24 protein-coding genes and 2 pseudogenes are annotated in these 22,511 nt (G+C 60.7%); 23 read left to right on the forward strand and 3 right to left on the reverse strand.

The annotated features are described in order from the left end of the window. The 4 genes and pseudogenes from galE to OMP40_RS16900 all read left to right on the forward strand — a co-directional run bounded on the left by galE (window position 1) and on the right by OMP40_RS16900 (window position 5,003). Window positions 1-987 (forward strand): UDP-glucose 4-epimerase GalE, encoded by a 987-nt coding sequence (gene galE, locus OMP40_RS16885; RefSeq protein ID WP_277532934.1) that lies wholly within the window; start codon window positions 1-3, stop codon window positions 985-987. A 187-nt stretch (window positions 988-1,174) separates the two neighbouring features. Further along, window positions 1,175-2,766, forward strand: a pseudogene (locus OMP40_RS16890) (UDP-glucose--hexose-1-phosphate uridylyltransferase). Window positions 2,767-2,921: 155 nt separating this feature from the next. Next, a pseudogene (locus tag OMP40_RS16895) lies at window positions 2,922-4,644 on the forward strand (IS1182 family transposase). Window positions 4,645-4,787: 143 nt separating this feature from the next. Next, window positions 4,788-5,003, forward strand: coding sequence for a hypothetical protein (locus OMP40_RS16900; protein ID WP_277532936.1), 216 nt, complete (start codon window positions 4,788-4,790; stop codon window positions 5,001-5,003). Here OMP40_RS16900 and OMP40_RS16905 read toward each other — a convergent pair. Continuing rightward, window positions 5,000-5,221, reverse strand: a complete 222-nt coding sequence (locus tag OMP40_RS16905; protein WP_277532938.1) for a DUF1128 domain-containing protein — start codon at window positions 5,219-5,221, stop codon at window positions 5,000-5,002. The two genes, OMP40_RS16900 and OMP40_RS16905, sit on opposite strands and share 4 nt — an antisense overlap. Window positions 5,222-5,533: 312 nt before the next feature. Here OMP40_RS16905 and yyaC point away from each other — a divergent pair, with 312 nt between their 5' ends. From yyaC to OMP40_RS16940, 7 genes are all read left to right on the forward strand, one after another. Continuing rightward, window positions 5,534-6,145, forward strand: coding sequence for a spore protease YyaC (gene yyaC / locus OMP40_RS16910; protein ID WP_277532940.1), 612 nt, complete (start codon window positions 5,534-5,536; stop codon window positions 6,143-6,145). A gap of 103 nt (window positions 6,146-6,248) precedes the next feature. After that, the gene (locus OMP40_RS16915; RefSeq protein WP_277533241.1) at window positions 6,249-7,019 is read left to right on the forward strand and encodes an alpha/beta fold hydrolase; all 771 of its coding nucleotides are present in this window, start codon (window positions 6,249-6,251) and stop codon (window positions 7,017-7,019) included. After that, window positions 6,989-7,651, forward strand: coding sequence for a DUF6483 family protein (locus OMP40_RS16920; RefSeq protein WP_277532943.1), 663 nt, complete (start codon window positions 6,989-6,991; stop codon window positions 7,649-7,651). The genes OMP40_RS16915 and OMP40_RS16920 overlap by 31 nt, the downstream gene beginning before the upstream one ends. After that, on the forward strand, window positions 7,618-8,850 hold the full coding sequence (locus OMP40_RS16925) for a class I SAM-dependent methyltransferase (RefSeq protein WP_277532946.1): 1,233 nt from the start codon (window positions 7,618-7,620) through the stop codon (window positions 8,848-8,850). Before OMP40_RS16920 ends, OMP40_RS16925 begins: the two co-directional genes overlap by 34 nt. Window positions 8,851-8,972: 122 nt before the next feature. Further along, on the forward strand, window positions 8,973-10,652 hold the full coding sequence (locus tag OMP40_RS16930; RefSeq protein ID WP_277532948.1) for a histidine kinase N-terminal 7TM domain-containing diguanylate cyclase: 1,680 nt from the start codon (window positions 8,973-8,975) through the stop codon (window positions 10,650-10,652). A gap of 86 nt (window positions 10,653-10,738) precedes the next feature. After that, window positions 10,739-11,311, forward strand: coding sequence for a hypothetical protein (locus OMP40_RS16935; protein ID WP_277532950.1), 573 nt, complete (start codon window positions 10,739-10,741; stop codon window positions 11,309-11,311). Between the two features lie 270 nt (window positions 11,312-11,581). Further along, complete coding sequence (locus OMP40_RS16940) at window positions 11,582-12,913, forward strand: O-antigen ligase family protein (RefSeq protein ID WP_277532952.1); 1,332 nt, start codon at window positions 11,582-11,584, stop codon at window positions 12,911-12,913. Window positions 12,914-13,005: 92 nt separating this feature from the next. Here OMP40_RS16940 and OMP40_RS16945 read toward each other — a convergent pair whose 3' ends face one another. Together OMP40_RS16945 and OMP40_RS16950 are read right to left on the reverse strand one after the other, a co-directional pair. Continuing rightward, window positions 13,006-13,317: a dehydrogenase gene (locus OMP40_RS16945; protein ID WP_277532954.1), complete on the reverse strand. Its 312-nt coding sequence runs from the start codon at window positions 13,315-13,317 to the stop codon at window positions 13,006-13,008. A gap of 87 nt (window positions 13,318-13,404) precedes the next feature. Further along, complete coding sequence (locus tag OMP40_RS16950; RefSeq protein WP_277532956.1) at window positions 13,405-13,722, reverse strand: cupredoxin domain-containing protein; 318 nt, start codon at window positions 13,720-13,722, stop codon at window positions 13,405-13,407. A gap of 337 nt (window positions 13,723-14,059) precedes the next feature. Between OMP40_RS16950 and uptA the strand changes: the two genes are divergently transcribed. From uptA to OMP40_RS17010, 12 genes are all read left to right on the forward strand, one after another. Next, window positions 14,060-14,668, forward strand: coding sequence for an undecaprenyl phosphate transporter UptA (gene uptA / locus OMP40_RS16955; RefSeq protein WP_217595448.1), 609 nt, complete (start codon window positions 14,060-14,062; stop codon window positions 14,666-14,668). Window positions 14,669-14,767: 99 nt separating this feature from the next. Beyond that, window positions 14,768-15,334: a thioredoxin family protein gene (locus OMP40_RS16960; protein WP_277532958.1), complete on the forward strand. Its 567-nt coding sequence runs from the start codon at window positions 14,768-14,770 to the stop codon at window positions 15,332-15,334. A 12-nt stretch (window positions 15,335-15,346) separates the two neighbouring features. Continuing rightward, a complete protein-coding gene (locus OMP40_RS16965; protein ID WP_277532960.1) occupies window positions 15,347-15,982 on the forward strand; it encodes an MBL fold metallo-hydrolase in 636 nt (211 codons plus the stop codon). A gap of 197 nt (window positions 15,983-16,179) precedes the next feature. Further along, the gene (locus OMP40_RS16970; protein ID WP_277532961.1) at window positions 16,180-17,574 is read left to right on the forward strand and encodes a hypothetical protein; all 1,395 of its coding nucleotides are present in this window, start codon (window positions 16,180-16,182) and stop codon (window positions 17,572-17,574) included. After that, window positions 17,495-17,740, forward strand: coding sequence for a hypothetical protein (locus tag OMP40_RS16975; RefSeq protein ID WP_277532963.1), 246 nt, complete (start codon window positions 17,495-17,497; stop codon window positions 17,738-17,740). The genes OMP40_RS16970 and OMP40_RS16975 overlap by 80 nt, the downstream gene beginning before the upstream one ends. Further along, window positions 17,737-19,194 carry an ATPase, T2SS/T4P/T4SS family gene (locus OMP40_RS16980; protein ID WP_277532964.1) on the forward strand — a complete coding sequence of 486 codons (1,458 nt, stop codon included), beginning with the start codon at window positions 17,737-17,739 and terminating at the stop codon, window positions 19,192-19,194. The genes OMP40_RS16975 and OMP40_RS16980 overlap by 4 nt, the downstream gene beginning before the upstream one ends. A gap of 429 nt (window positions 19,195-19,623) precedes the next feature. Next, window positions 19,624-20,118: a hypothetical protein gene (locus OMP40_RS16985; protein WP_277532965.1), complete on the forward strand. Its 495-nt coding sequence runs from the start codon at window positions 19,624-19,626 to the stop codon at window positions 20,116-20,118. 72 nt (window positions 20,119-20,190) lie between these two features. Further along, window positions 20,191-21,075: a hypothetical protein gene (locus tag OMP40_RS16990; RefSeq protein WP_277532967.1), complete on the forward strand. Its 885-nt coding sequence runs from the start codon at window positions 20,191-20,193 to the stop codon at window positions 21,073-21,075. 53 nt (window positions 21,076-21,128) lie between these two features. Beyond that, complete coding sequence (locus OMP40_RS16995; protein ID WP_177244168.1) at window positions 21,129-21,278, forward strand: hypothetical protein; 150 nt, start codon at window positions 21,129-21,131, stop codon at window positions 21,276-21,278. 6 nt (window positions 21,279-21,284) lie between these two features. Next, window positions 21,285-21,458 (forward strand): hypothetical protein, encoded by a 174-nt coding sequence (locus OMP40_RS17000; protein WP_277532971.1) that lies wholly within the window; start codon window positions 21,285-21,287, stop codon window positions 21,456-21,458. Next, window positions 21,455-21,880: a hypothetical protein gene (locus tag OMP40_RS17005; RefSeq protein WP_277532973.1), complete on the forward strand. Its 426-nt coding sequence runs from the start codon at window positions 21,455-21,457 to the stop codon at window positions 21,878-21,880. Before OMP40_RS17000 ends, OMP40_RS17005 begins: the two co-directional genes overlap by 4 nt. 21 nt (window positions 21,881-21,901) lie before the next feature. Beyond that, window positions 21,902-22,387: a hypothetical protein gene (locus OMP40_RS17010; RefSeq protein ID WP_277532974.1), complete on the forward strand. Its 486-nt coding sequence runs from the start codon at window positions 21,902-21,904 to the stop codon at window positions 22,385-22,387. Window positions 22,388-22,511 lie beyond the last annotated feature (124 nt).

Genomic DNA, 22,511 nt, shown 5'->3' on the forward strand with positions numbered 1-22,511 from the left:
ATGGCGGTATTGGTGACGGGCGGAGCGGGCTATATCGGCTCCCATACGGTAGCGGCGCTGCTGGACAAAGGCGAAGAGGTCGTCGTGGTAGACAATCTGTACCAAGGTCACAAGGAAGCGCTGCTCGGCGGCAAGCTGTACAAGGGCGACCTGCGCGACGAAGCGCTGCTGGACCGGATTTTTTCCGAAAACGAAATCGACGGCGTCATCCACTTCGCGGCCAATTCGCTCGTCGGCGAGAGCATGACGAACCCGGGCAAATACTACCATAACAACGTATACGGCACGCTTGTGCTGCTCGAGGCGATGAAGAAGGCGGGCGTCTCGCGCATCGTATTCTCCTCGACCGCGGCGACTTACGGCGAACCGGAGAAGGTGCCGATCGACGAATACGACCGCACCAAGCCGACCAATGCTTACGGCGAGACGAAGCTGGCCATGGAGAAGATGATCTCCTGGTTCGACGTCGCGCACGGCATCAAGAACGTGTCGCTTCGCTACTTCAACGCCGCCGGCGCGCACGAGAGCGGCAAGATCGGCGAGGACCATACGCCCGAATCCCATCTGATCCCGCTCGTGCTCCAGGTGGCGCTTGGACAGCGCGAATTCATCTCGGTGTTCGGCGACGATTATCCGACCGAGGACGGCACCTGCATCCGCGACTATATTCACGTCAGCGATCTGGCTGACGCGCACATTCGCGCCCTGAACCGTCTGCGCGAAGGCGGCGAGAGCGCCGTCTACAACTTGGGCAACGGCACGGGCTTCTCCGTCAAGCAGGTGATCGACGTGTCCCGCGAGGTGACCGGGCGAGAGATTCCGGCGAAAATCGTGCCGCGCCGCTCGGGAGATCCCGCTGTGCTGATCGCTTCGTCGGAGCGGGCGCGCACGGAGCTCGGCTGGACGCCGAAGTTCGCCGATCTGCGCCCGATCGTCGAGAGCGCGTGGGCCTGGCATTCGGCGCATCCGGACGGGTACGGCAAGTAAAGATGCGGCGGGTTGAGTGGAAATGCGCGATGCGCGCGCGTTAAGCATGCGTCATGCATGCGTTTTGCACGATAATGTGCTTCTAATGCGCGTTTTCGCCGGCCGCGCCGGCGACAAGGGAAGGTTAGAGCAGACGAAGGGATGACGCGAGATGAGCAACAACGGCGAAGCCGCGGACGCGGGCTTGATGACGGAAGCGCGCAGGGACGAGATCGGATCGCTGATCCGGCGGCTGGTGCGTTTCGCGCTGAAGCGCGGCATGATCGGCGAGCTGGACGAGGACGACGCGCATAACGCGCTGCTGGATTTGTTCGGACTGACGGCGCCTGCGGGCGGCCCGCTGCCGGAGGAAACGCTGGACAGCCCGGTATCCGTGCTGGAGCCGCTGCTGGATGCGGCCGCCGCGCTGGGGCTGATCCCGGACGATACGACGACGCAGCGCGACCTGTTCGACGCCCGCATCATGGGACTGCTGATGCCCCGTCCGTCGGAGACGTCGGCCGCTTTCGCCAGGCTGTCGGATGCGGAAGGCGTGCGCACGGCGACGGATTGGTTTTACAGGCTTAACATCGATTCCAACTACATCCGGATGGACCGGATCGCGAAGAACGGCTACTGGCTGCATCCGACGGACGACGGCGAGCTGGAGATCACGGTCAACCTGTCCAAGCCGGAAAAGGATCCGCGAGAGATCGCGCTGCTGCGCAGCCTGCCGCAGACGAAGACCGACTATCCCAAGTGCCTGCTGTGCCGCGAAAACGTCGGCTACGCGGGCCGGCCCGATCATCCGGCGCGCCAGAATCTGCGGATTTTGCCGCTCACGCTGCGGGGCGAACGGTGGTTTTTCCAATACTCGCCGTACGTGTACTACAACGAGCACAGCATCATCCTGCGGGGCGAGCACGTGCCGATGCGGATCGTGCCCGAGACGTTCGAGCGGCTGCTCGACTTCGTGGACGCTTATCCGCATTACTTCATCGGCTCGAACGCGGATCTGCCGATCGTGGGCGGCTCGATCCTGAATCACGACCACTTCCAGGGGGGGCAGGCACGTATTCCCGATGGAAAAGGCGGGCGTGGCGGAATGGGCGACGCACGGCGGGGAGCGCGGGGTGCGCGGGGGGCATCGTGCAGTGGCCGATGTCGGCGTTGCGCCTGCGCAGCCGCGACCGCGCGGCGCTGCTCCGCGTGGCGGATCGGGTGCTGGCCGATTGGCGCGGATATAGCGATCCGGCCGCAGAGGTGTATGCGGCGAGCGGCGACGTGCCCCACAACACGATCACGCCGATCGCCAGGCTCGCCGAAGGCGGCGAATACGAGCTCGATCTCGTGCTGCGCAACAATCGCACGAGCGACGAGCACCCGGACGGCATTTTCCATCCGCACCGGGAGCTGCATCATATCAAGAAGGAAAACATCGGCTTGATCGAAGTGATGGGTCTTGCGGTGCTGCCGGGCCGGCTCGACGCGGAGCTGTCGCAGATCGCGGCGCTGCTGACGGGCGAGACGGCGTACGATCCCGCGGCCATCGGCGGCGGCCATGACGACGGGGCATCGCATCCGCTCGCGAAGCACGCGGATTGGATCGCGGAGCTGGTCGCCGCGCACGGCACGGCGATGGCGCCGCAAGCCGCGAAGGCCGCGCTGCAGGCGGCCGTGGGCGACAAGTTCCACGCCGTGCTGCGCGACGCCGGCGTGTTCAAGCAGGACGCCGCGGGCCGGGCGGCGTTCGGGCGCTTCCTGGCGGCGGCGGGCTTCGAGCCCGTCGGCGCAGAGTAGCTGCACGCGGTTTGACATCGTAAAAGGGGCTGTCCCAAAAGGATCATGAAAATGACCTGAGGGGCAGCCCTGTTTTTGTTTTTGTAAAACAAAAAGAAACCGTTCTTTGGTAAAATGGAAGTGTCGAGCAACCATTTACGAAAGGAACGGTTTCTTTGTACATTCAATATAGCATGGATCAACTTTGTCTGCCAATGGATTTGGAAACGGATATTTCTGAAAATCATCTCGTACGCGTCGTGAATAGCGCGGTGAACCGTCTGAGCGACGCCTTGTTCGACGCAGCCTATCCCGGCGGCGGACGGCATAGCTATCACCCCAAAATGCTCACCAAAGTCATCATCTATGCCTACACGCAGCGCCTCTATTCCTCTCGCCAGATTGCCAAAGCCGTCCGCGAAAATATCATGTTCATGTGGCTCGCCGGCCGCCAGCAGCCGGACTTCCGCACCATCAACCGTTTTCGCTCGGAACGGATGAGGGACGTGCTCGAGCAGATTTTTACGGCTGTGCTGGAATTGCTCGTGGAAGAAAAATATGTACAGCTCGAGCATTATTTTATCGACGGGACAAAGATTGAGGCCAATGCGGGCCGCTACACGTTCGTCTGGAAGAAGGCGGTCGTCAAGCAGCACGCGAAGCTGCAAGAGAAGGTGCGGACGCTGTTTGGAGCCATCGAAGAGGCGCAGCAGCAAGAGGATGCCGAGCACGCCGGAGCTGATCTACTGGAGCTTGGAGAAGCGTCGGAGCTCACGGCAGACCGGCTGGAGCAGGCCATCCAGCGACTAGAGGAACAACTACAGGAGAAGCCCAAAGACAAGCCGCTCAAAAAAAGCGGTTCGTTTGCTGCGGAAAGACTTGTTGCCACGCCTTCAAAAATACGAGCATCAAGAGGCACTTTTGGGCGATCGGAACAGCTTCAGCAAGACCGATCCGGATGCGACGTTCATGCGGATGAAAGAAGATCATATGCGAAACGGCCAGCTAAAGCCGGGCTACAATGTGCAGATCGGAACGGAAAACCAGTTCGTGCTCGGCTACAGCGTACATCAGCGGCCGACAGACACGAGATGTCTAAAGCCGCATCTGGAGAGCGTTAAAGAAAAGCTGGGCAAGCTGCCGGGTACCGTCATTGCAGACGCAGGCTATGGTGGGGAGGAGAACTATGCCTATCTGGAAAAGGAGCAGGTCCATGCCCTCGTAAAGTACGGCACCTACCACAAAGAAAAGAGCAGAGCCTGGAAAAAAGACATCGGCAAGATCGACAACTGGCACTACAACGAAGAGGAAGACAGTTGGACCTGCGCAGCCGGACAGAAGCTTGCGTTCCGTTACGAGAGTAAAACGACGACAGAGAGTGGCTACGAGATACATACGCGCCATTACCGGAGCGCAAGCTGTGAAGATTGTCCGCTTAAAACCGCATGCACCAAAGCCAAAGGTAACCGGGAGATATCCGTAAGCCTGACGTACTGGCGGCAAAAGAATGAAATGCGGGAACGGTTGCGAAGCGAAGAAGGATATGAGCTATCCGTCCGTCGCATGATCGAGCCGGAAAGTGTATTCGGCCAAGTAAAAAACAACCGGGGATTCCGGCGCTTTCTGCTTCGAGGCTTGGACAAGGTAAGTCTCGAGGTCGGATGGCTTTGCCTTGCCCATAATCTGCTCAAGAAGCTAGCCATCGACCAAAAACGCAAACGGGACCAAGCAGGAAATTCCTCTGCTTCGTCCCGTTTGGCTATTATTGACATCATTTCAGCTTTCTACTTCAACTTTAGAGGGCTTTTGGGACAGCCCCTTTTGGCTTGGCGTGACGGATGCTTGGCCAGCGCTGGATTGGCCGCGAATCGGAGCGACAGCGGCACGGAATGCCGCTAAGCGGCCCGAACGACAGCGAATCGGAGCGACAGCGGTACGGAATGCCGCTAAGCGGCCCGAACGACAGCGAATCGGAGCGACAGCGGCACGGAATGCCGCTAAGCGGCCCGAACGACAGCGAATCGGAGCGATAGCGGCACGGAATGCCGCTAAGCGGCCCGAACGACAGCGAATCGGAGCGACAGCGGCACGGAATGCCGCTAAGCTGCCCGAACGACAGCGAATCGGAGCGACAGCGGCACGGAATGCCGCTAAGCGGACCGAACGACAGCGAATCGGAGCAACAGCAGCACGGAATGCCGCTAAGCGGCCAAGCCGTGGCCAAGCGTCTGCCCGTGCACGAAACGGAGCCCGTTTAACCCCGCAGCTTGCCCAGCTCCGATACGAGCGCTTCGACCTCGCTGATGCTGAACCGGTCCTTGGACGCGACCATGTCGTATATGTCCTTGAGATCCTCGTAGCGCTCCGCGTTGAAATGCGATGCTTGCATCGCGGCACCCGACGCCATCCGCAGCTTCGTCTTGATCGCTTCAATCATATATTCTACGTTCTCCTGTGTCGGCTTGGACAGATCCATTGGCGCAGCATCCTCTCTCTGTATAAACTCATCCCATTGTATCACAGCGTAGCCTTCTCCGCGCTGGCATAAGCGATCGTCGCGTGATACGCTGTAACGAGAAACCGTTCGTCCAAGGTGAATCTTCTATCCGTTAGACGGGGAGAAGCAGCATGAAGGAGTACATGGAGAGGCCTTTCAAAACACGGAGCTTTGCCCAGTGAGTCGAGCAATCGAATACGTTTGCGCGGTCGCAAGAAAAAATCACTGTCCCGGCCTTGGTCGTTGTATTTTTGCATGATCGTACGGATCACTTCGGAAAGGGGCTTGACGATGACCGCAAACCGCGCCCCAGGGCCGCTTCCATTTTTTTTTGCCGCTTCCGGTGAGCCGGAGCTAGAGCGTTTTTTTCGAAGCGCGTTCGTCAGGCATCCCGGCGAGCCGATCGTCTTTCTCTGCATCGGCACGGACCGCTCGACCGGGGACAGCCTTGGTCCGCTGGTCGGCACGATGCTGGAGGCGCGCGGCGTCGTCGGCGTGATCGGCACGCTGCGCGAGCCTTGCGACGCGGACAGGCTGGAGCGCAATGCGTCGTCGTTGCCCGCGGAAGCCGTCGTGATCGCGATCGACGCCTGTCTGGGCCGGCCGGAGAACGTCGGAAAGTTTCTGCTCGGCGAAGGACCGCTGCAGCCGGCCAGGTCTGTGGGCGGGACGCTCCCGCCGGTCGGGGATTACAGCGTCGCGGCGGTCGTGGCCGAATTCGGCCCCAAGCCTTACATGACGCTGCAGACGACCTCGCTCTACGCCGTGATGGAGATGGCGAAGCGGATTGCCGCCGCGGCCGCCGCCGCGCTCGGCGATGTGCGTCCGGACGCGTTCGGCGCGCGCGCGACGGGAATTGCGGCGGCTTCATTTGAGTTCGAGGACGACAGTTCGTTAAAATAATACAAAACGGCGGAAGGATGTGCTGGCATGGCTCGCAACCGGTTGACATTAAATAACGGGCTCGAAGTCTCGTATCAGGACGAGGGACGGGGCGTCCCCCTTGGTGCTGCTCCATGGCTATTGCGGCAGCGCGGCGTATTGGGACGACTTGCTGCCCCTGTTGACTGCGCATGCGCGAGTTGTCGCGCCAGATGCGCGGGGACATGGAGAGACAGCGGCGACCGGAGGAACGTACGGGATGGAACAGCTTGCGGAGGATGCCTTGCAGTTGCTCGACGCTTTGCATATCGGACAAGCGTTCGTGCTCGGCCATTCGATGGGCGGCTATGCGGCGCTCGCGCTCGCGGAGCGCGCTCCGGACCGGCTGCTGGGGCTCGGCTTGCTGCACGCTACGACCTTCGCGGACGACGAAAACGGCAAGGCGAATCGCGACAAAGTGGCGGCGCGCATCGCCAGCGAAGGCATGGAAGGGCATATCCGCGACCTCGTGCCGAAGCTGTTTTCGCCGGATAACCTGGCGCGGCTGCAACCGCAGGTCGACCGCGCGCTGGCGATCGGCTTCGGCACCTCCCCCCGAAGGAGGCATCGGGGCCGCGCTCGGCATGAGAGCCCGTCCCGACCGGCGCGGCGTGCTGGAAGGGCTCGATGCTCCGATCCTGCTGCTGGCGGGCGCGTCGGACAACGTCATCGGCCCGGACAAGCGCTTCCCGGTCTCCGGTCCGGACGTGACGCACGTTTTGCTCGAAGGCGCTGGACATATGGGCATGATGGAGCAACCGGCGGCATTCGCCGAAGCGATCCTTTCGTTCGTCTCGGCCGCCGGGCCGAAGCAGGGAGCGGCCGATGTTTGATCGCGACTACTTCATGCGGATGATCAATCAGATGTCGGTCGCCTTCGGCGCGCTGATGGGGCTCAAACAGCAGGGCAAGCACGAAGAGGCGCTGCTGCTGATCGACGAGTTCATGAGCAAGGAGCTGCGCATGCGGGCCAGGCTGGCGCTTGGGCTGTCGGACGCGGACCTGATCGCGATGTTCGGCGGCGGGGGGCGATCGGACGCCGAAGCGATCGGAGCGATCGGCGCCTTTTTGCAGGAGGAGGGCGACGTGCTGGCGGATATGGGACGCGAAGCGGAGAGCCTTCAGCGCCTGGAAAAGGCGTTGCGCTTGATCGGCTACGTCCTCCGCACGCACGGGCCTGTCGAAGGTCTCGAACTCGAGCGACGGATGGAGCGTCTTGTCGAAGGTCCGGCCCGCTTGTACGGCTCCGCGCAGACGCTGCGCGCCGCTTGGGAATGGCAGGAGCATGCCGGGCGCTACGCGGATGCGGAAAACAGCTTGTACGAGCTGTTCGATGCCGGGGAGGCCGGGACCGAGGAAGGCCTGTCCTTTTACGAAAGGCTGAAGGCCTTGGATGACGAGGCGCTGGAACGCGGCGGACTCTCGCGCGACGAGCTGCGCGAAGGCGTGCGTCAATGGAACAATCTGACGAAGGAGACGGCATCATGAGCGCGGAGACGACAACGGAAGAATTGAGCGCGCTCGTCAGGGGCGCGATCGAGGCGGGCAAGCTGATCCAGGCGACCGTCAGCCAACCGCGAAGCAAGTCGGAGGAGACGCGCAAGATTGCCGTTCGTCCCGTCCTGCTTAAAGGCGAGCTGCGTTATCAATTCGAACGGTTCGCCGGCGCGAAGGCGCTTCATCACAATATGGCGCCCGCCGACGCCGCCGACGAGCTGCTGCGCCTCGTCGAACGCGATTACCGCCAGGCGCTGCTCAAGACGCCGGAGAACGACATCCAGATTCTCGTCAGCAAAAAGGGCAAGGCCGCCGTTCTTCGCGGCGCGCCGACGGCGAAGGCTGCGGCGGCCGGAGGCGCTGCCGAACCGGCGCCCTCGCACAACCGAACCAAATCGTACGTGCTGCCCGAAGGAGAACCTGTGCCTTTCCTCGAAGCGCTCGGCGTCATGACGTCCGAGGGGCGAGTGATCAAGGCGAAGTACGACAAGTACCGGCAAATCAACCGGTTTCTCGAGATGGTGGCGGACGTCGTTTCCCATTTGCCGGCCGACAAGGAGCTGACCATCGTCGACTTCGGGTGCGGCAAGTCTTATTTAACGTTCGCGCTGTACCATCTGCTCGCCATCAGGACAGGTCTGCGCGTGCGGATCATCGGACTCGACCTGAAGGCCGACGTCATCGCGGACTGCGCGAAGCTGGCCGAACGGCTCGGCTGGGATCGCCTTCGGTTCGCGGTAGGCGATATCGCGGATTATGCGGACGCCGACCGGGTCGATATGGTCGTGACGCTGCATGCCTGCGATACGGCGACGGACGCCGCTCTGCTGAAGGCCGTGGGCTGGCAAGCGTCGGTCATCCTGTCGGTGCCTTGCTGCCAGCATGAGCTGATGGGCCAGATCGAACAGCCGTTGCTTAAGCCGCTGCTGCGGCACGGTATATTGAAAGAGCGTTTTTCCGCGCTCGTCACCGATGCGGTGCGCGCTCAACTGCTGGAAGCTTCGGGCTACAAGGTGCAAATGCTGGAATTCATCGATTTGGAGCATACGCCCAAAAATTTGCTCATTCGCGCCGTCCGCACAGGCTCGCCGGTCTCTGCGCAAACGTGGCAGGATTACGAGAAATTCAGGGATTTTCTATCGATTTCGCCTTATATGGAAAAAGGTATGGAATTTAAAGCGAAGGTATAGGGGAATTCAAGATTTGGTTTTACAATGTTTGCCATTCGCCTTGTCGGCAAAATCCGGCCTGTGATAGAATAAATCAATTGCCCGGGTTAATGGGTTAGTCTTTCCATGAAAAGGTGAGCCGATTGGAATTTATCCGGCCAGACTTTCTGTTGTTCGTTTGTCTGTTTGTGCTGCTCGGCCTTTTCATTGCCCTTAATCCGATATCCAGAACGCACAAGGCTTATCTGGCATTCCATTTTATCATGATGCTCTGGCCGCTGGGGCAGGTCGGCGTGCGTTCCACGGATATCCCCTCCTATCAGCATTTCTACTTGACCGTATCCTTCGTCGCGTTAAGCTTGCTCGGGCCCGGCTGGCTCGCTTTCGTGCTGTTCCTCACAAAGAGAACGCACTATTTGCGAAGACCGCCCCGCCTGCTGGCGTTTTTCATGCCCGCGCTTCTCTGCGCGGCGTCCGCGATCTTCAATCCGTTCGGCCAATTTCTGAAGCCGGAAGACGGACAGTACGCGGATCGGCAGTACGGCCCGCTGTTCTGGATCATGACTTTCGTTCAATTCGCGTACTTCTTTATCGCGCTTCTCCATATGTTTAATGCCCACCGGACGGTTCGCTCGCTCAACGAACGCAAGCAGCTGGCCACCTCCCTGCTCGGCATGTTCGTGCTCACGGTGTTCGCGGTGCTAGACCTGCTGTTCAACGTCGTGCTGTCGCCTTGGCTCGGCGTGGTTCAAGGGCTTACCTCGACAGGCATCGTCCTGTCCGATATTTGTTTCGTCGTCGCGATTTACCGGTACGGCGTATTCGATCTGGTCGATACCGCCAAGCACAAGATTTTCGAGCAGGTGGAGACCGGGATCGTCGTGATCGACGAATCGTGCAAAGTGTTGGACTTCAACCGCAGCGCCGTCGGCTTCGCGCACCTCGTCAAGGGAGAGACCTTCGATCTCGAACGGATTTTGCTGTCGGGACAGCCCGCGAACGACGTGAGCGAGTTCCTGTTCCGTTACAGGCATCATCCGGAGGATCGGATTCGTACGGAAATTTTGCTGACGGACGGGCCTTACCGATCGGTCTCGCTGCAGATCTCGCCGTTGATGGATCAGTTCAAGAGCTTGCAGGGGCGGATCGTCGCCTTCTACGACGTCACCGAGCAGCGCAAGCTGATCGACGAGATGAACGAGAAAAACGAAGCGCTCCACGAGCGGAATCTGGAGCTGATCGCGATTCAGGACGAGCTCTATCGCGCGAACAAGAAGCTGGAAAAGGCCGCGATTACGGATGGTCTTACCGGCTGCTTCAACCGGACCTTTTTCCAGCATTACGTCGAACATGAAGCCTTTCTTTGCAAGCAGCGAGGCGTTCCTTTCTCCATCCTCCTGTTCGATATCGACCACTTCAAGCAGATCAACGACAGGTACGGACATCTTGCGGGCGACGAAGTGCTCCGTTCGACGGCCGAGGCTGCGCGCTCGGCGCTTAGAAGCATCGACCTGCTGGCGCGTTACGGCGGGGAGGAGTTTACGGTGTTCCTGCCCCAGACGAATCGCGACGAGGCGCAGGCGGTGGCGGATCGCATCATGGCTTCCGTGGTCGGCAACGAAGCGTGGATCGCAGGCGAGAAAATAAGCGTCACGATCAGTATGGGAATCGTAACCGACGGAAGCGACGAAGCGGCGGCCGCTTCGGACGCAGGCGAGGAACGGACGGACATCGCCGGAGAATTGCGCGCGTTGTTCGCGAAGGTGGACGTGGCGCTCTACAAAGCGAAAAACGATGGGCGCAATCGGGTCGTCGTCTCTTAATGCAGGGCAGAGCGGAGCCGCGCTTGCGGCGGGCCTGCAAAGCCGCTACGCTAGAGAAAAGACGCTGAACGAAGCAGGGATTTGATATGTTTTACAAAGGATTGCTGCGGATAACGTTTTCGCTGGCCGGCGGCTTGCTGTTTGCTTGGGTGTTATGCTGGGCCGCTTACAAGCAGGGGCTATTTTACGACGCGGACTTGTACGGCCTCGAGTCGGCGCTGCTCTTCGCCGCGGCCGTCGCGTCGATCGCCGCGGTCGCCGTCGGACGGGCGCCGCCTTGGTGGGCGCTCGCGCCGCTGGGGCTTGCGGCCGCATACGGCTGCGCCTGGCTGGCGGGCCCGGCGTCCGTCAAAGGGACGGCGGACAGTCTGCTCCGATGGTGCGCATACGGCGCATGGCTCGCGCTGGCGGCGCTGTTTGCCGCGCGGCGCGGCGGAAGGACGGCTGGACATGCCGCCCTGCACGTCGCCGGTTTGTATTTCGTATGGGGCGGATTGGCAGGCTGGTATGGCTGGATCCATTACCCGGATATCGTCTACCGGTCGTCGGATGCCGCCTTATCGATGACCGGCGCGAGGCTGGCCGGCTTTCTTCAGTACCCCAACGCCTGCGGCGCCGTTGCGGCTTTTTTTTGCGCTTGCCCTATGGCAGCAGCTTGACCGGCCGGGATGCGTCGCGAGGATCTTTGCGGCCGTCTCGCTCGTGCCGGCGCTGACCGTGCTGCTGCTGACCGAGTCGCGAGGGGCCATGCTCGCGCTTGCCGCCGCAGGACTCGTGTCGCTGCTGGCGTCCTATCGCAGGGACCGCAGGGGCTACGGTCTCGCGGCAGCGGGAATTGCCGCGCTTGGCGCCGCGATCGCGGCCAGATCCGCATTTTTCGCGATGGAGGCCGGGACGCCGGGAGCGGCAGCCTGGACGCTGGCCGCGGCTTGCCGCCGCGTACGCCGTGGCGGCGCTGCTGCTGCGACCGCCCGAGGGGGGAGCGGTCGTCGGGCATCGGCGCAGGGCTGCGACGGCAGCTCACGACGTTTTGGGGCGGGGCGGCGGTGTTCGCGGTCTGCGCGGCGATCGCTTACCTGCTGCTTGCTTCCGACGGCGGCTCTGGCGGACGCGCGGGAGGCAACCTCGAGACCGCCGGCGCGCGCGCGCTTTATTACAAGGACGCGCTGCGCATGTTCGCCGACCGTCCGCTCTTCGGCGCGGGAGGGGAGACCTGGCGCATGCAGGTAGGCTTGTACCAGAGCGCTCCGTATATCGGCAACGAGGTGCACAGCGGTTACCTTGAAGCGCTTATCGATACGGGTGCGCTTGGTTTCGCAGCGCTGCTCGCCATGCTGGCAGGCTTTGCCGTCATCCTTTGGCGTCGTCAGGGAACCGGGCGTGTCTGGGGACCCGCGGCCGTGCTGGCGCTGCATGCAGGCGTCGACTTCGATTGGTCCTATGCCTATATTTGGCTGCTGCTGCTGTTCTGGCTGGCGCTGCATCTGTCGCTGCCGGCGCGAGAGCCTGCGCCGGCGCGCTCCCTGGCGCCCATGCGCGCCGCGGACGCCCCAAGGGCCGCGCGCAATGTCGGGCTGACCGTTCCGGCGCTGGTGCTGCTTGCGACGGCGATCGCTGCCGCGGCGCCGGCCGTCCGCTACAAGTCGGCGGCGGGCGCGTACGAAGCGGCGCAGACGGCCAGGGGCGAGGCGGCGAAGCTCGCGCTGCTCCGCGAAGCCCAGCGGGCCAACCCGCCGTGGAATCGACCGCGCCTTGAAGCCGCGGCGTTGCTGCCGGCGGCCGAACGGGCCGACCTGCTGTCGACCGGGCTGCGCTACGAGCCGGATTCGCCGACCGTGCATTATGCGCTAGGGCTGGCCTACGCGGACGCAGGCGAGGTTGCAAAGGCGGAGACGCACTTGAAAGAGGCGCTGCGGCTCGCCCGTTTCGATCGCGACTCGCAAAACGCGGTTATCGCCAGGTTCGCGAAGCTTGCGCAGCAGTTGATGGACGAAGGAGACGATGAAGGGGCAAGGCAAGCGGGCCTCGCAGGCATCGGATTTTTCGAACGATACAAAGCGCTTTACGCGCGTCAGTACGCCGGTAAGACCAATCCGTGGTCCGGCACGGGGCTGTTCGTCTCCGCCAAGGTCAACGCCGCGAGATGCGCGATACTGGCCGACCGCCCGGAAGAGGCCGCTTCTTGGCTGCGCGAGGCACTGCGGGACGGGGACGCCGACTGGCGAAGCGAGGCGCAAGCCTTGCTTGACTCTCTTGCTTGATTCTATAGGCGAACCCTAACAAGCCCGGCAGCACCCGCATCGTTATGAAGGCGGCGCTGCCGGGCTTTTATTTGCGGACTGCGCACGAAGCTTCAACCGCCGAACGCGTCGCGGAACGCCCGGACGAGACGGTCAGGGGCGATTTCCCACAGGCTCGCGATATCGGCGGCGACTTCGGCTTCCCACCAGTCCGCCAGCTTTTTGCGGTCGCTGCGGTGCTCGTGGATCCAGAGCAGGTTCAGCATAACCCGGCGTACGTACAGCTCCTCCGCTTCCCTTACCTTCGCGTCGGGTACGTATATTTTGAGCCGCTTCACGGTACGGTACAGCTCGTTGCCGCACGCGCGCCTGATCGTCCTGGCGGTAGGCAGCGAGCCGGCGTGCTTGCCTGATTCGTTTTTCATGCACAAGCGCTCCTCTCCGCGTTAATCTATGCGGAAGCGGAGCGCTTGGTTACGAGCGGCGGCGGGCGGCCGACAATCGGGGGGAAACTATTGGACGACGAGATAACCGACCATCGGGACGCCGTCTTTCGGATCGCTATGCGTCTCGCAGACGATCGCGTAGGTGCCCGCTTCCTTTGGCGTGAAGCGGACGACCGTCGTTTTACCTTTGTTTACGGTCGCCTTGACGCCCAGTCCTTCGATCGTGAAGGGATGGGACTCGCCGTTTACGCCGGTAATGCGAAGTTCGACGGGTTGTCCCTTTTTCACCGGGATCGTGCCGGGATCCCAACGATACGCCTCGAGTTGCTGCCCGCTGTCCGTCTTCGAAGTGAATTCCGTCGTCACGATGTACCGGACTTGCACGTCCGAAGGCGGAGGCGCGGAAGCCGCCTGCGACCGGTGCCATCCCGCGTAGGCTGCGCCCAGGACGACGATCGCCAGGGCTGCGATGTACCATTGAATTCTTTTTTTTGCTGATAAACATGACTCTGCTCATATCCGTTCGCTCCTCTTCGGCTTTGTCCTATTGCATTTGTATGCGCGGGCCCGTCCCCGCATGACATCGTTTCTACCTGGACCGGCGCCCAAGTAGAATCGGGAGGCGCGGATATGCTAGAATAATAAAGGTTCCGGCCCCTACTTATATCGCGTTTGTCCAACGACGCAAATACGATGAAGAGAGCAGGTACATACGTTTATGATGGATACGGTTCACGAATGGCTTAACCAGCTGCTTCAATGGATTGAAAGCCTCGGTTATTTCGGCATCATCATCGGTCTTGCCATCGAAGTCATACCCAGCGAGATCGTGCTCGGTTACGGCGGTTACCTGGTCTGGAAGGGAGACGTCAACTTCTGGGGAGCGGTCGTGTGCGGCGTGATCGGGGCGCTCATCCAGCAATGGATTTTATACGCGATCGGCCGTTACGGCGGCAGACCGATCGTGGACCGTTACGGTAAATTCTTGCATCTGAAGCCGAAGCATGTCGACAAATCGGAGCAATGGTTTCAGAAGTACGGGCCGATTATCGTGTTTACCGCGCGATTCGTGCCGGTTATGCGACAGGTCATCTCCATCCCGGCCGGCATGGCCAGGATGAATCTGGCTTTATTCAGCGGCTTGACGCTGCTCGCTTCCATCCCCTGGTCGATTTTGTTCGTCTGGCTGGGCAAGTCGCTCGGAGACAACTGGGAGCAGATCGACGAAAAAGCCGCGCCTTACGTGCGTCCGATTATTTTGATCGCGCTAGCGGCACTGATCGTTTATTTCGTTTATATCTTCCTGCGCAAGCGCGGCAAATCCATTTAACGGATTTGCTTTTTTTTCGTATACATGGGTTTTCCTTTTGCCGCAGGGATTGCTACAATAGGATCAAGTTCATTCAAGTTGTCGAAACGAGGGATTCGCATGAGCCAACAGCTCGCACACAAGTTTAACCAGGGCATCTCGCCGCGCGCGTTTATGGACGGGATGGAGAAGAACAAGGAAGCCTTTAACGCCAACTACGACAGCTTCGCATGGCCCGACGACAAGAGCCGGGAGTTTTTCGAATCGTTGAACAATCGGGACGATCTTCGCGCCATGATCATCACGGCGGACTGGTGCGGCGACGCGCTGCGCAGCGTACCCGTCGTGTTTCGCGCGTTCGAGGCCGCCGGCATTCCGACCGAGGTCATGATCATCGAGCAGCATTTCGACCTGATCGACCAGCACCTGACCTTGGGCGGACGTTCGATTCCGATCGTCCTCGTCACGGACACGGGCGGCGCGCTTCTGGGCAAGTGGGGACCGCGTCCGCAGCATGTGCAGGATGTGATGATCGCCTTCAAGGAAGCGAATCCGGACAATCAGGCGTCCGATTATCAGGACAACCTCGCGGTTGCTCGCACGGAGATCGTCAAGCAATACGGCGACGCCTCCGAATACACGCCTGTCATCCTTTGGGAGCTGCAGGACGTGCTCGAGCGCGTCTAAGGGAGCCGGGAGATGCTGACTTTTCAAGCTTTTCCGCTCGGTCCGCTGCAGACCAACGCCTACGTGGTCGTCGATGCGGCGCGGACGCGGGCGATCGTGATCGATCCTGGCACCGCCGATCCGGCGCTTTCGCGCAAGGTCGCGGGTCTCCAAGTCGAGGCGATTTTGCTTACGCACGCCCACTTCGACCATATCGGCGGCGTGGACGAGCTTCGTGCGAAGTGGGGCTGCCCCGTCTATCTACATCCGCTGGAGAGGGACTGGCTGACCGATCCCGCCAAAAACGGCTCCGCAAGATGGAGCGACGTGACCGCGCCGGTCAAGAGCGCTCTTCCCGACTATAGTCTTCAGGACGGACAGAAGCTGCAGTTGATCGGCGAGACGTTCGAAGTGCGCCATACGCCTGGTCATTCGCCGGGCAGCGTCAGCTTTGTTTGCGGGGATTTGCTGTTCGCCGGCGATGCGTTGTTCAGGCGCTCAGTCGGGCGTACCGACTTGCCGGGCGGCCATCAGGATACGCTTGCGAAGTCCATTCGCAGCAAGCTGTACCCGCTGCCGGACGATACGATCGTCCTGCCGGGGCATGGTCCGTCGACGACGATCGGCGAAGAAAAACGGGAAAATCCTTACGTACCGGCACTATCTTAATGGCGGCGCTTCCGGATTTCCCGGGAAATTGTCGATCGATGGAAAAAAAGGGGTTTACAACCCTTGCGTTCCTCTGCTATATTGGCGGTACGAAGATATATGTATAGTAACGGCTGCGAAGAACGCAGGCGACAGAGAGCTCGGTCTCTCTTGCGCCTGCGTTTTTTCGTTTGTCGTCGTAAAAGGAGGCTAGTCGTTTGAACAGAGGAAGGCAAATACGGATCAGCGTTTCCGCGGCCGTATTGTCCGGTTTGCTCGTCTACGGCGTTTATTTGCTGCAGATGAGGCAGATCAGGCTGACGGAGACGACGGAGGTCGTCGTGCCGAAGCAGTTCGTGCCCGCCGGTACTTCGCTTGGCCGCGAGATGCTGACGAAGCTTCGACTGCCCAGCGGCGCGGTTACCGGCGAGATGATCGTCGACATGGACGAAGCGGACGGATTGGAGTCTTCCGTTCCGTTGGGCGGCGGGGAGCCGCTGCTGCGATGGAAGCTTGACAAGTTCAGGCTGCTGCCGCGCGTCGGGGAAGCGACCTTCCAGGTGCCGCGCGACTACGTAAAGTCTGTCTCCAGCGGCATCCGGGCGGGCGACCGGGCGATCGTATATTTGTCGGCGGAGGACGGAGCTTCGCGTCGGCTGTTCGCGGATCCGGTCGTCGTGGCGGCGGTCAAGACGGCTTCGAATCAAGAGATCGATAATCCGAAGAGTTCGAATCTGTTGTCCATGGCCGAAGGAGACAAGGAGCGGATGTACGCTTCCCGACGGGATGCGAACGGCAGCATCGACGCGGTCAACCTGAACTTGACCGAAGCGCAGTGGCTGGAGCTGGACGCAGCGTGCAAGGACGGGAAGGCCAAGCTGATCGTCGCCTTCGACGCATCGTCGTTCGATTCGGGGGGAGGCGACGGGCCCATGAGCGGCCAGCGTGGATCGCTGATCGCGTTCGCGGGTTCGACGCCGAATATCGGCACTTCGCTCGCGGCGTTCGGGACCGCTTACCGGATCGCCTCCGTAACGGGCAAGCGCGTCGGCTATTTATGCCTGAATTTGAAAAGCGCCAAGACGCATCTGTATCTCGGCATCGACAGACCCGAGATCACGCTCAGCGGCATGCGGCCGGAGCTGAAGTCGGGCACGCTGACGGGCGCGAAGCTCAGGCAGTACGCCTTCGCGCCTTCGCGGCTTGACGGCCTGCACGTGCTGTTCGGCAATCTGGCGAGAGACCAGGCCGAGTATTACGAGCCCGGGCAGATGGACACGCTGCTGGCGGCCGCGCGAGACGCGTTCGACGTGACGGTGGCGGACGTCAGCGCCTATTGGGACAACGCCGCGACGGTATGCGCCATGCGATCCGCAGATCACCGGTGTCTGGTGACGACGGGGAGCCTGACGCACTTTCAGGAAGACGTGAACCGATGGACAGGGCAAGTCGGCTCGCAGTTCGGGCTGTCGCTAGCGAATTATCATTTAGTGCTGATGCAGAGCAAATACAGGCACGCGGGGGGGATTTGGGATGAAGGAAATTCGCAAAGAAACGGGAGCCATCTCGCTGACCGAGCTGCAGCTCGCGGAGAGCGTGCATCTGCAGCTTGACAGCGGGCGTCTGGACGAATGGCTGGCGGCGGACGAGCGGCACGCCTCCGCTTTCGATCCGGTCGCGGGCACGCTGCTGCGGCAGTTGAATTGGGAAGAGCGGCTAAAGCGAACAGAGCGGCCCTGGCTGCGGAGGCTGCTGCAGCATAGGAGCAGAAGCCGATGACGGCTGTTTATCGGCAAGCCGGCGAAGATCGAATCGGGGAGCCGCTTGATGCGTCGGCTCGTTTCTCGGCGGCGGCTTACGCGGCGCGGCTGCAGGAGGACAAGCAGGGCGTCGTCCCTTACGGCGCCTCGCAGGAAGGCGGTTCGGGAGCCGGCGGCCAGGATCTCGGCGCCTTGACGGAGGAAGCCCGCCATATGCTGGCGGCGCCGCGAGGCTTCAGCGACGAAGACCGAAGGCGTTATGCGGAAAAGCTCAATCGGGCCGTGATCGGGTTTCCGCGGGAGAGGCAGGAGCTGCTCGCCATTTTATCCGATTGGATCATTAAAAAGCGGCTTCAGCATGCGAGCTTCGGCCCGCTGCCTTACGGCTCGCTTGCCGAAGCGCTGTTCGCGGAGGTCATCGGCCTCAACGTGCTGGAGCTCGTCCTCAAGGATCGCGAAGGGCTTGAGGAAGTGCAAGTCGTAGGAACGCGAATTTTCGAGGTGAGGGACGGCGCGGCCGCCCGTTCCGCCTTCAGCTTCAGTTCGGTCGCGCAGGTGGAGCGTATCCAACAGAACCTGGTGCTGTTCAACGACGACTCGATCAGTCCCCGCAAGCGATGGGCGGAGGTACTGTTGCAGGACGGTTCGCGGGTGACGATGACCGGCTTCGGTTTTACGGCCCAGCCCTCGCTCACGATTCGGTTTTATACCGTGAGGCGGTTCGATCTGCAGACGCTGCTTAAGCCCGAATATCGCTCGATCGACGAGTCCGTGTACAAGCTGCTGCGCTGCATCGTGAAGTCCCGCTTCAACATGGTCGTGATCGGCCCTACGAATACCGGCAAGACCCATCTGATCAAGGCATTGATCGCGGCAATGCCCGACGAGGAGCGGATCGTGACGATCGAAGGCAGGTTCGAGCTGCGGCTGCAGCGGGACTTCCCCGACAAAAACGTCATCGAATACGAGGCGGACGAGGACGATCCGCAGCACGGCCCGCAGCAGGCGTTCAAGCTGGCGCTTCGCCAGTCGCCGCAGCGAATCTGTCACGCCGAGATTCGCGACGCGGATGCCAATATCTACGTACGCGCCTGCACGCGCGGGCACGAAGGCAGCATTACGTCCGTCCATGCGAACAGCCTGGAGGACGTGCCCGATGCCATCACCGACATGTGCATGCTGGACGGCAGGGCGATGAACGCGCTCCGATTGACCCGCCGGATCGCGGAGCACGTCACGCAGATCGGGTTCGAGATGCGTATGGTGGGCGGCAGCCGGAAGCTGGTCAGAATCGGGGAGTACGTCTGCAGCGGCGATGCGATCGAGGTTCGGGATTGGGCGCGTTACGACGAAGCGCGGGATGTTTGGCTGCTGAGATTAGAGCTGTCGGAGCGGGCATGGGAACGAATCGGCAGGCTCGATCCAGAGAGCTTCGCCTGGCTCAGCGACATGCGAAGGGTTGACTCATGCTGACGGCCGGTCTTGCGGCGGCAGGCTGCTTGCTGTTCTTGCTGCTGTTCGCCGCGCTAAAGGCATTGTTCGCTTTGGCGGAGGACAGTCACAGCCGCTCCAAGCGACTGGGCAGATACGAAGCCGAGGATGCGGCGCCGCAAGCGAGCATTGCCTGGTTAGGGCCGCTATTTACGCACCTGGCGGACGTTCTTTCGGCTTCCGGATGGCGGATGAAGCCGAGCGCATTTTGGAAGCTCGCGCTGGGGTTGGCGATCGCGGGCTTCGCGGGAGGCGCCATCGTGTTTCAGTCGTTGCGCTCGGCGGCGCTGCTTGGCGCGATGCTTGCCGTACTGCCGTACAGTCTTTTGCGAATGTCGCTGATCAACCGTCAGATTTCGGCCAGGCTCAATTTTTTGCCGGCGGCCGAGCTTTTTTTATCAGTGCTATCTTGTGAACGGCTCCAGGCACGTGCGCACCGCGCTGCAGCGGATGATCGAAGAGCGGCAACTGCCCGGCGACACGCAGGCGATATTCGAGGAGCTTTATCGGCAGTTGAACATCCATCACGACGACGAACGAACCTTAAGGCGATTCTCGATGTCCATCGGCCATATCTGGGCGGATTATTTCTCGAGTTTGCTGGCGGTCTCGTTAAGCGAAGGCAACAACATCGCGGACAACTTGCGGGAGCTTATCGACGATATGCGAAAAGCGCGTATGGACGACCATGCCGAACGCCACAGGCTGCTCGAGATTCGTTTGGCCAACTTTACGCCCTTGTTTTTCCTGGGACTTTTCTTGGCCATCAATTTCAGGCTGAACGCACAATCGAGCGCCTTGTATTACTTGTCCGATCCGGGCGGCCGGCGCATGCTGTTGAACGCTTTGGTGCTCATTTTCGGATCGTTTTTGATGGGGTTGTATTTATCCAGGCGGAAAATGTGAGCGAGCGACGAGGCGACGCGTCTCTCGGCGATCAATCCGATCCTGCTTGGGAGGTGAACGGAGTTGGCGGACATGAGTCAGACGCTATATGTCAACGTACTATGGCTGGTCCAGTTTATGGCGGGGGCTGTCGGCGTCGCGTTCGTACTGCATGCGGTCACGTACCGAAAGCCGCGATGGAAAATTACGTTCGCCAACTGGCGGAAGCACGGTCCGCCGCAGTGGTGGCTCCGGGCGACGGGCTGCGTCACCGACAGCTCCGCTTTACAGGAGAGGCGGCTGCTGCTCGCCGGTTGCGGCATCAGACTCGAGCCGGCGGTCTATTTGGCATCCAGGAGAAGCTTGATCTTCATATGCGTCACGGCGGTTTGCGCGGCAGCTGCGGGCGGGACATTCGGCATCGTTTCCGAAATAATGTTGTGGAAAGCCTTGCCCGCGGTGTCGGCACCGGCGGTCGTCGCCGCGTTCGACAAGGTTTTGCTGGATTCGTTCAAGCGGTATCGATGCGATCGGATCCGAAAGGAATTGATCGCGGTCATGAACCAGTTGATCTACTATATGGGCTCCCGCTTGCACCTTCACGGCAAACTCATGCGCTGCATGCCTTACACCCGCATCATTCGGGGAGACTTTCAACTGCTTCTGAACGAATGGTACTACGACGCGGACAAAGCGCTCCTTCGCTTTAAAGAGCGGCTGGGCACCTCGGAGGGCTACAGCTTCTCCGAGACGATGCGGTCGATGCGCCTTCACGAGAGCGACGAGGTTTACCGGATGCTTAGGGACGTGCTGGCCGAGTACAAAGCGAGCATCGAACTCGCCAAGGCGGGGAGAAAAGAGACGGCATCGTACGCTTTGTTCGTGCTGGCGGGCTTGCCCATTCTTTATACTTTTCAAATTTTTTTGTATCCGTGGGTTCGGGAGTCCCAGAAGCTTTTTGAAGTGTTGAAGCCCTGACGCGGAGGAAAAGGGAGCAAGCATTCAGGCCCTAGGAAAGGAGGTGCTTCATAATGCGGAATATTTTGATCACAGTCATGATGCTCATCGTCGTCGCTTTAATGTTTAACGGGATCGTCGCGAACGACACGACGGGGACCCGCGCGCGTATCGAGACGCACGGCACGACGGCCAATACGACGCTTGGATCGATGGAGCCTTAAGGCACGATGTCCGGAAGCAAGGAGGAATTCGTCATGAGACAGCTGCTGATGACAGTGATGCTCATCCTGACCGTTGCGCTCATCTATATCAATGTGGCGGGAGGGGAAGGGGGCACCAAGGCCACGATCCGCGATTCAGGCACGGGAATGGCCGGCGCAATCGCCCGGATCAGTCCATGAAGCAATTGCTTGTTTTTGTGTTGTTCGCGACGTTGTTCTGCTGGCTTATGTTTTCCCCGATCTACAAGCATGTGGTCGTACTTCGCCAATCGCTTTTGCAGCAGGAGGTCGATTACATGCTGGAGGTCGGAGCGAGCGGACGGTACGGGTATATCGACGCGGCGATGATCGACGACTCCCGGACGAGATTGTCCGATTACGGATTCAGGCCGGAGATGCTCGAGTACGAGGTGACGACGACGAGCGGTTTGCCGGGAACGGATGGGACGGTGCCGCTTCGTCGAGGCGACGGTCTGCGGCTTGTGATCCGTTATCCGTACGACGGTCTGATGGATATCGACAAGCTGATCGGCGTCGATCCGCCTTCAAGCACGTCGCGGATGGCAGCGGCGGGCATGAAGATGAGCGAATACGTGCCGTAAGGCGAAGGGAGAGCATCGCTCTTGCACAAGCTATTTTTCAGCTTTCTCATGATCGTTGTCTGGTGGCTGCTGCATGCGATGCAGCTCGAAGAGGAGACGGCGCTCGGCACTTTGCACGAAGGCAAACGAGCCGTCGATCGGGCTGCGCACGCGGCTGCCCAGCAAATGGACGAGCTGAAGCTGGAAGCGGGCACGGTGTCCATCGATCCCGCGCGAGCCGAAGCGATTGCGCGAGCCTACCTTGCCGCCAATTTGCGGACGGCTGCCGATTTGACGCCGATTGAGGGAGAATGGCTGGATTCGGCGCCCGAGATCGTGGAATTTGCCGTGATCAACGAGCAGTATACCTTCCCTTATACATATATCAATACGGCCTACGATTACGAGGTCACGCTGCGCAAACCCGGCGTCGTTATGATCGTTCGCCTCGTTTGCCCGCGCGTGTTCGGGTTCATCGATCCGATCGAATGGAATTTGAAGGGGACGGCGGAGCTGGTGTTCGCTTGAGCATGGATAAGCTCCCGTATGTGATAAACTAGAGAAAAGCGCATACGATAGGGGAAATCCGATTTGAACGAGACCCAATATTGCTCGGCCGAAGAGAACCTAGAAAGACGGCACCGTCTTCAGC

It is taken from the genome of Cohnella rhizosphaerae (genome assembly GCF_029525575.1).
Lineage (GTDB): Bacteria > Bacillota > Bacilli > Paenibacillales > Paenibacillaceae > Cohnella > Cohnella rhizosphaerae.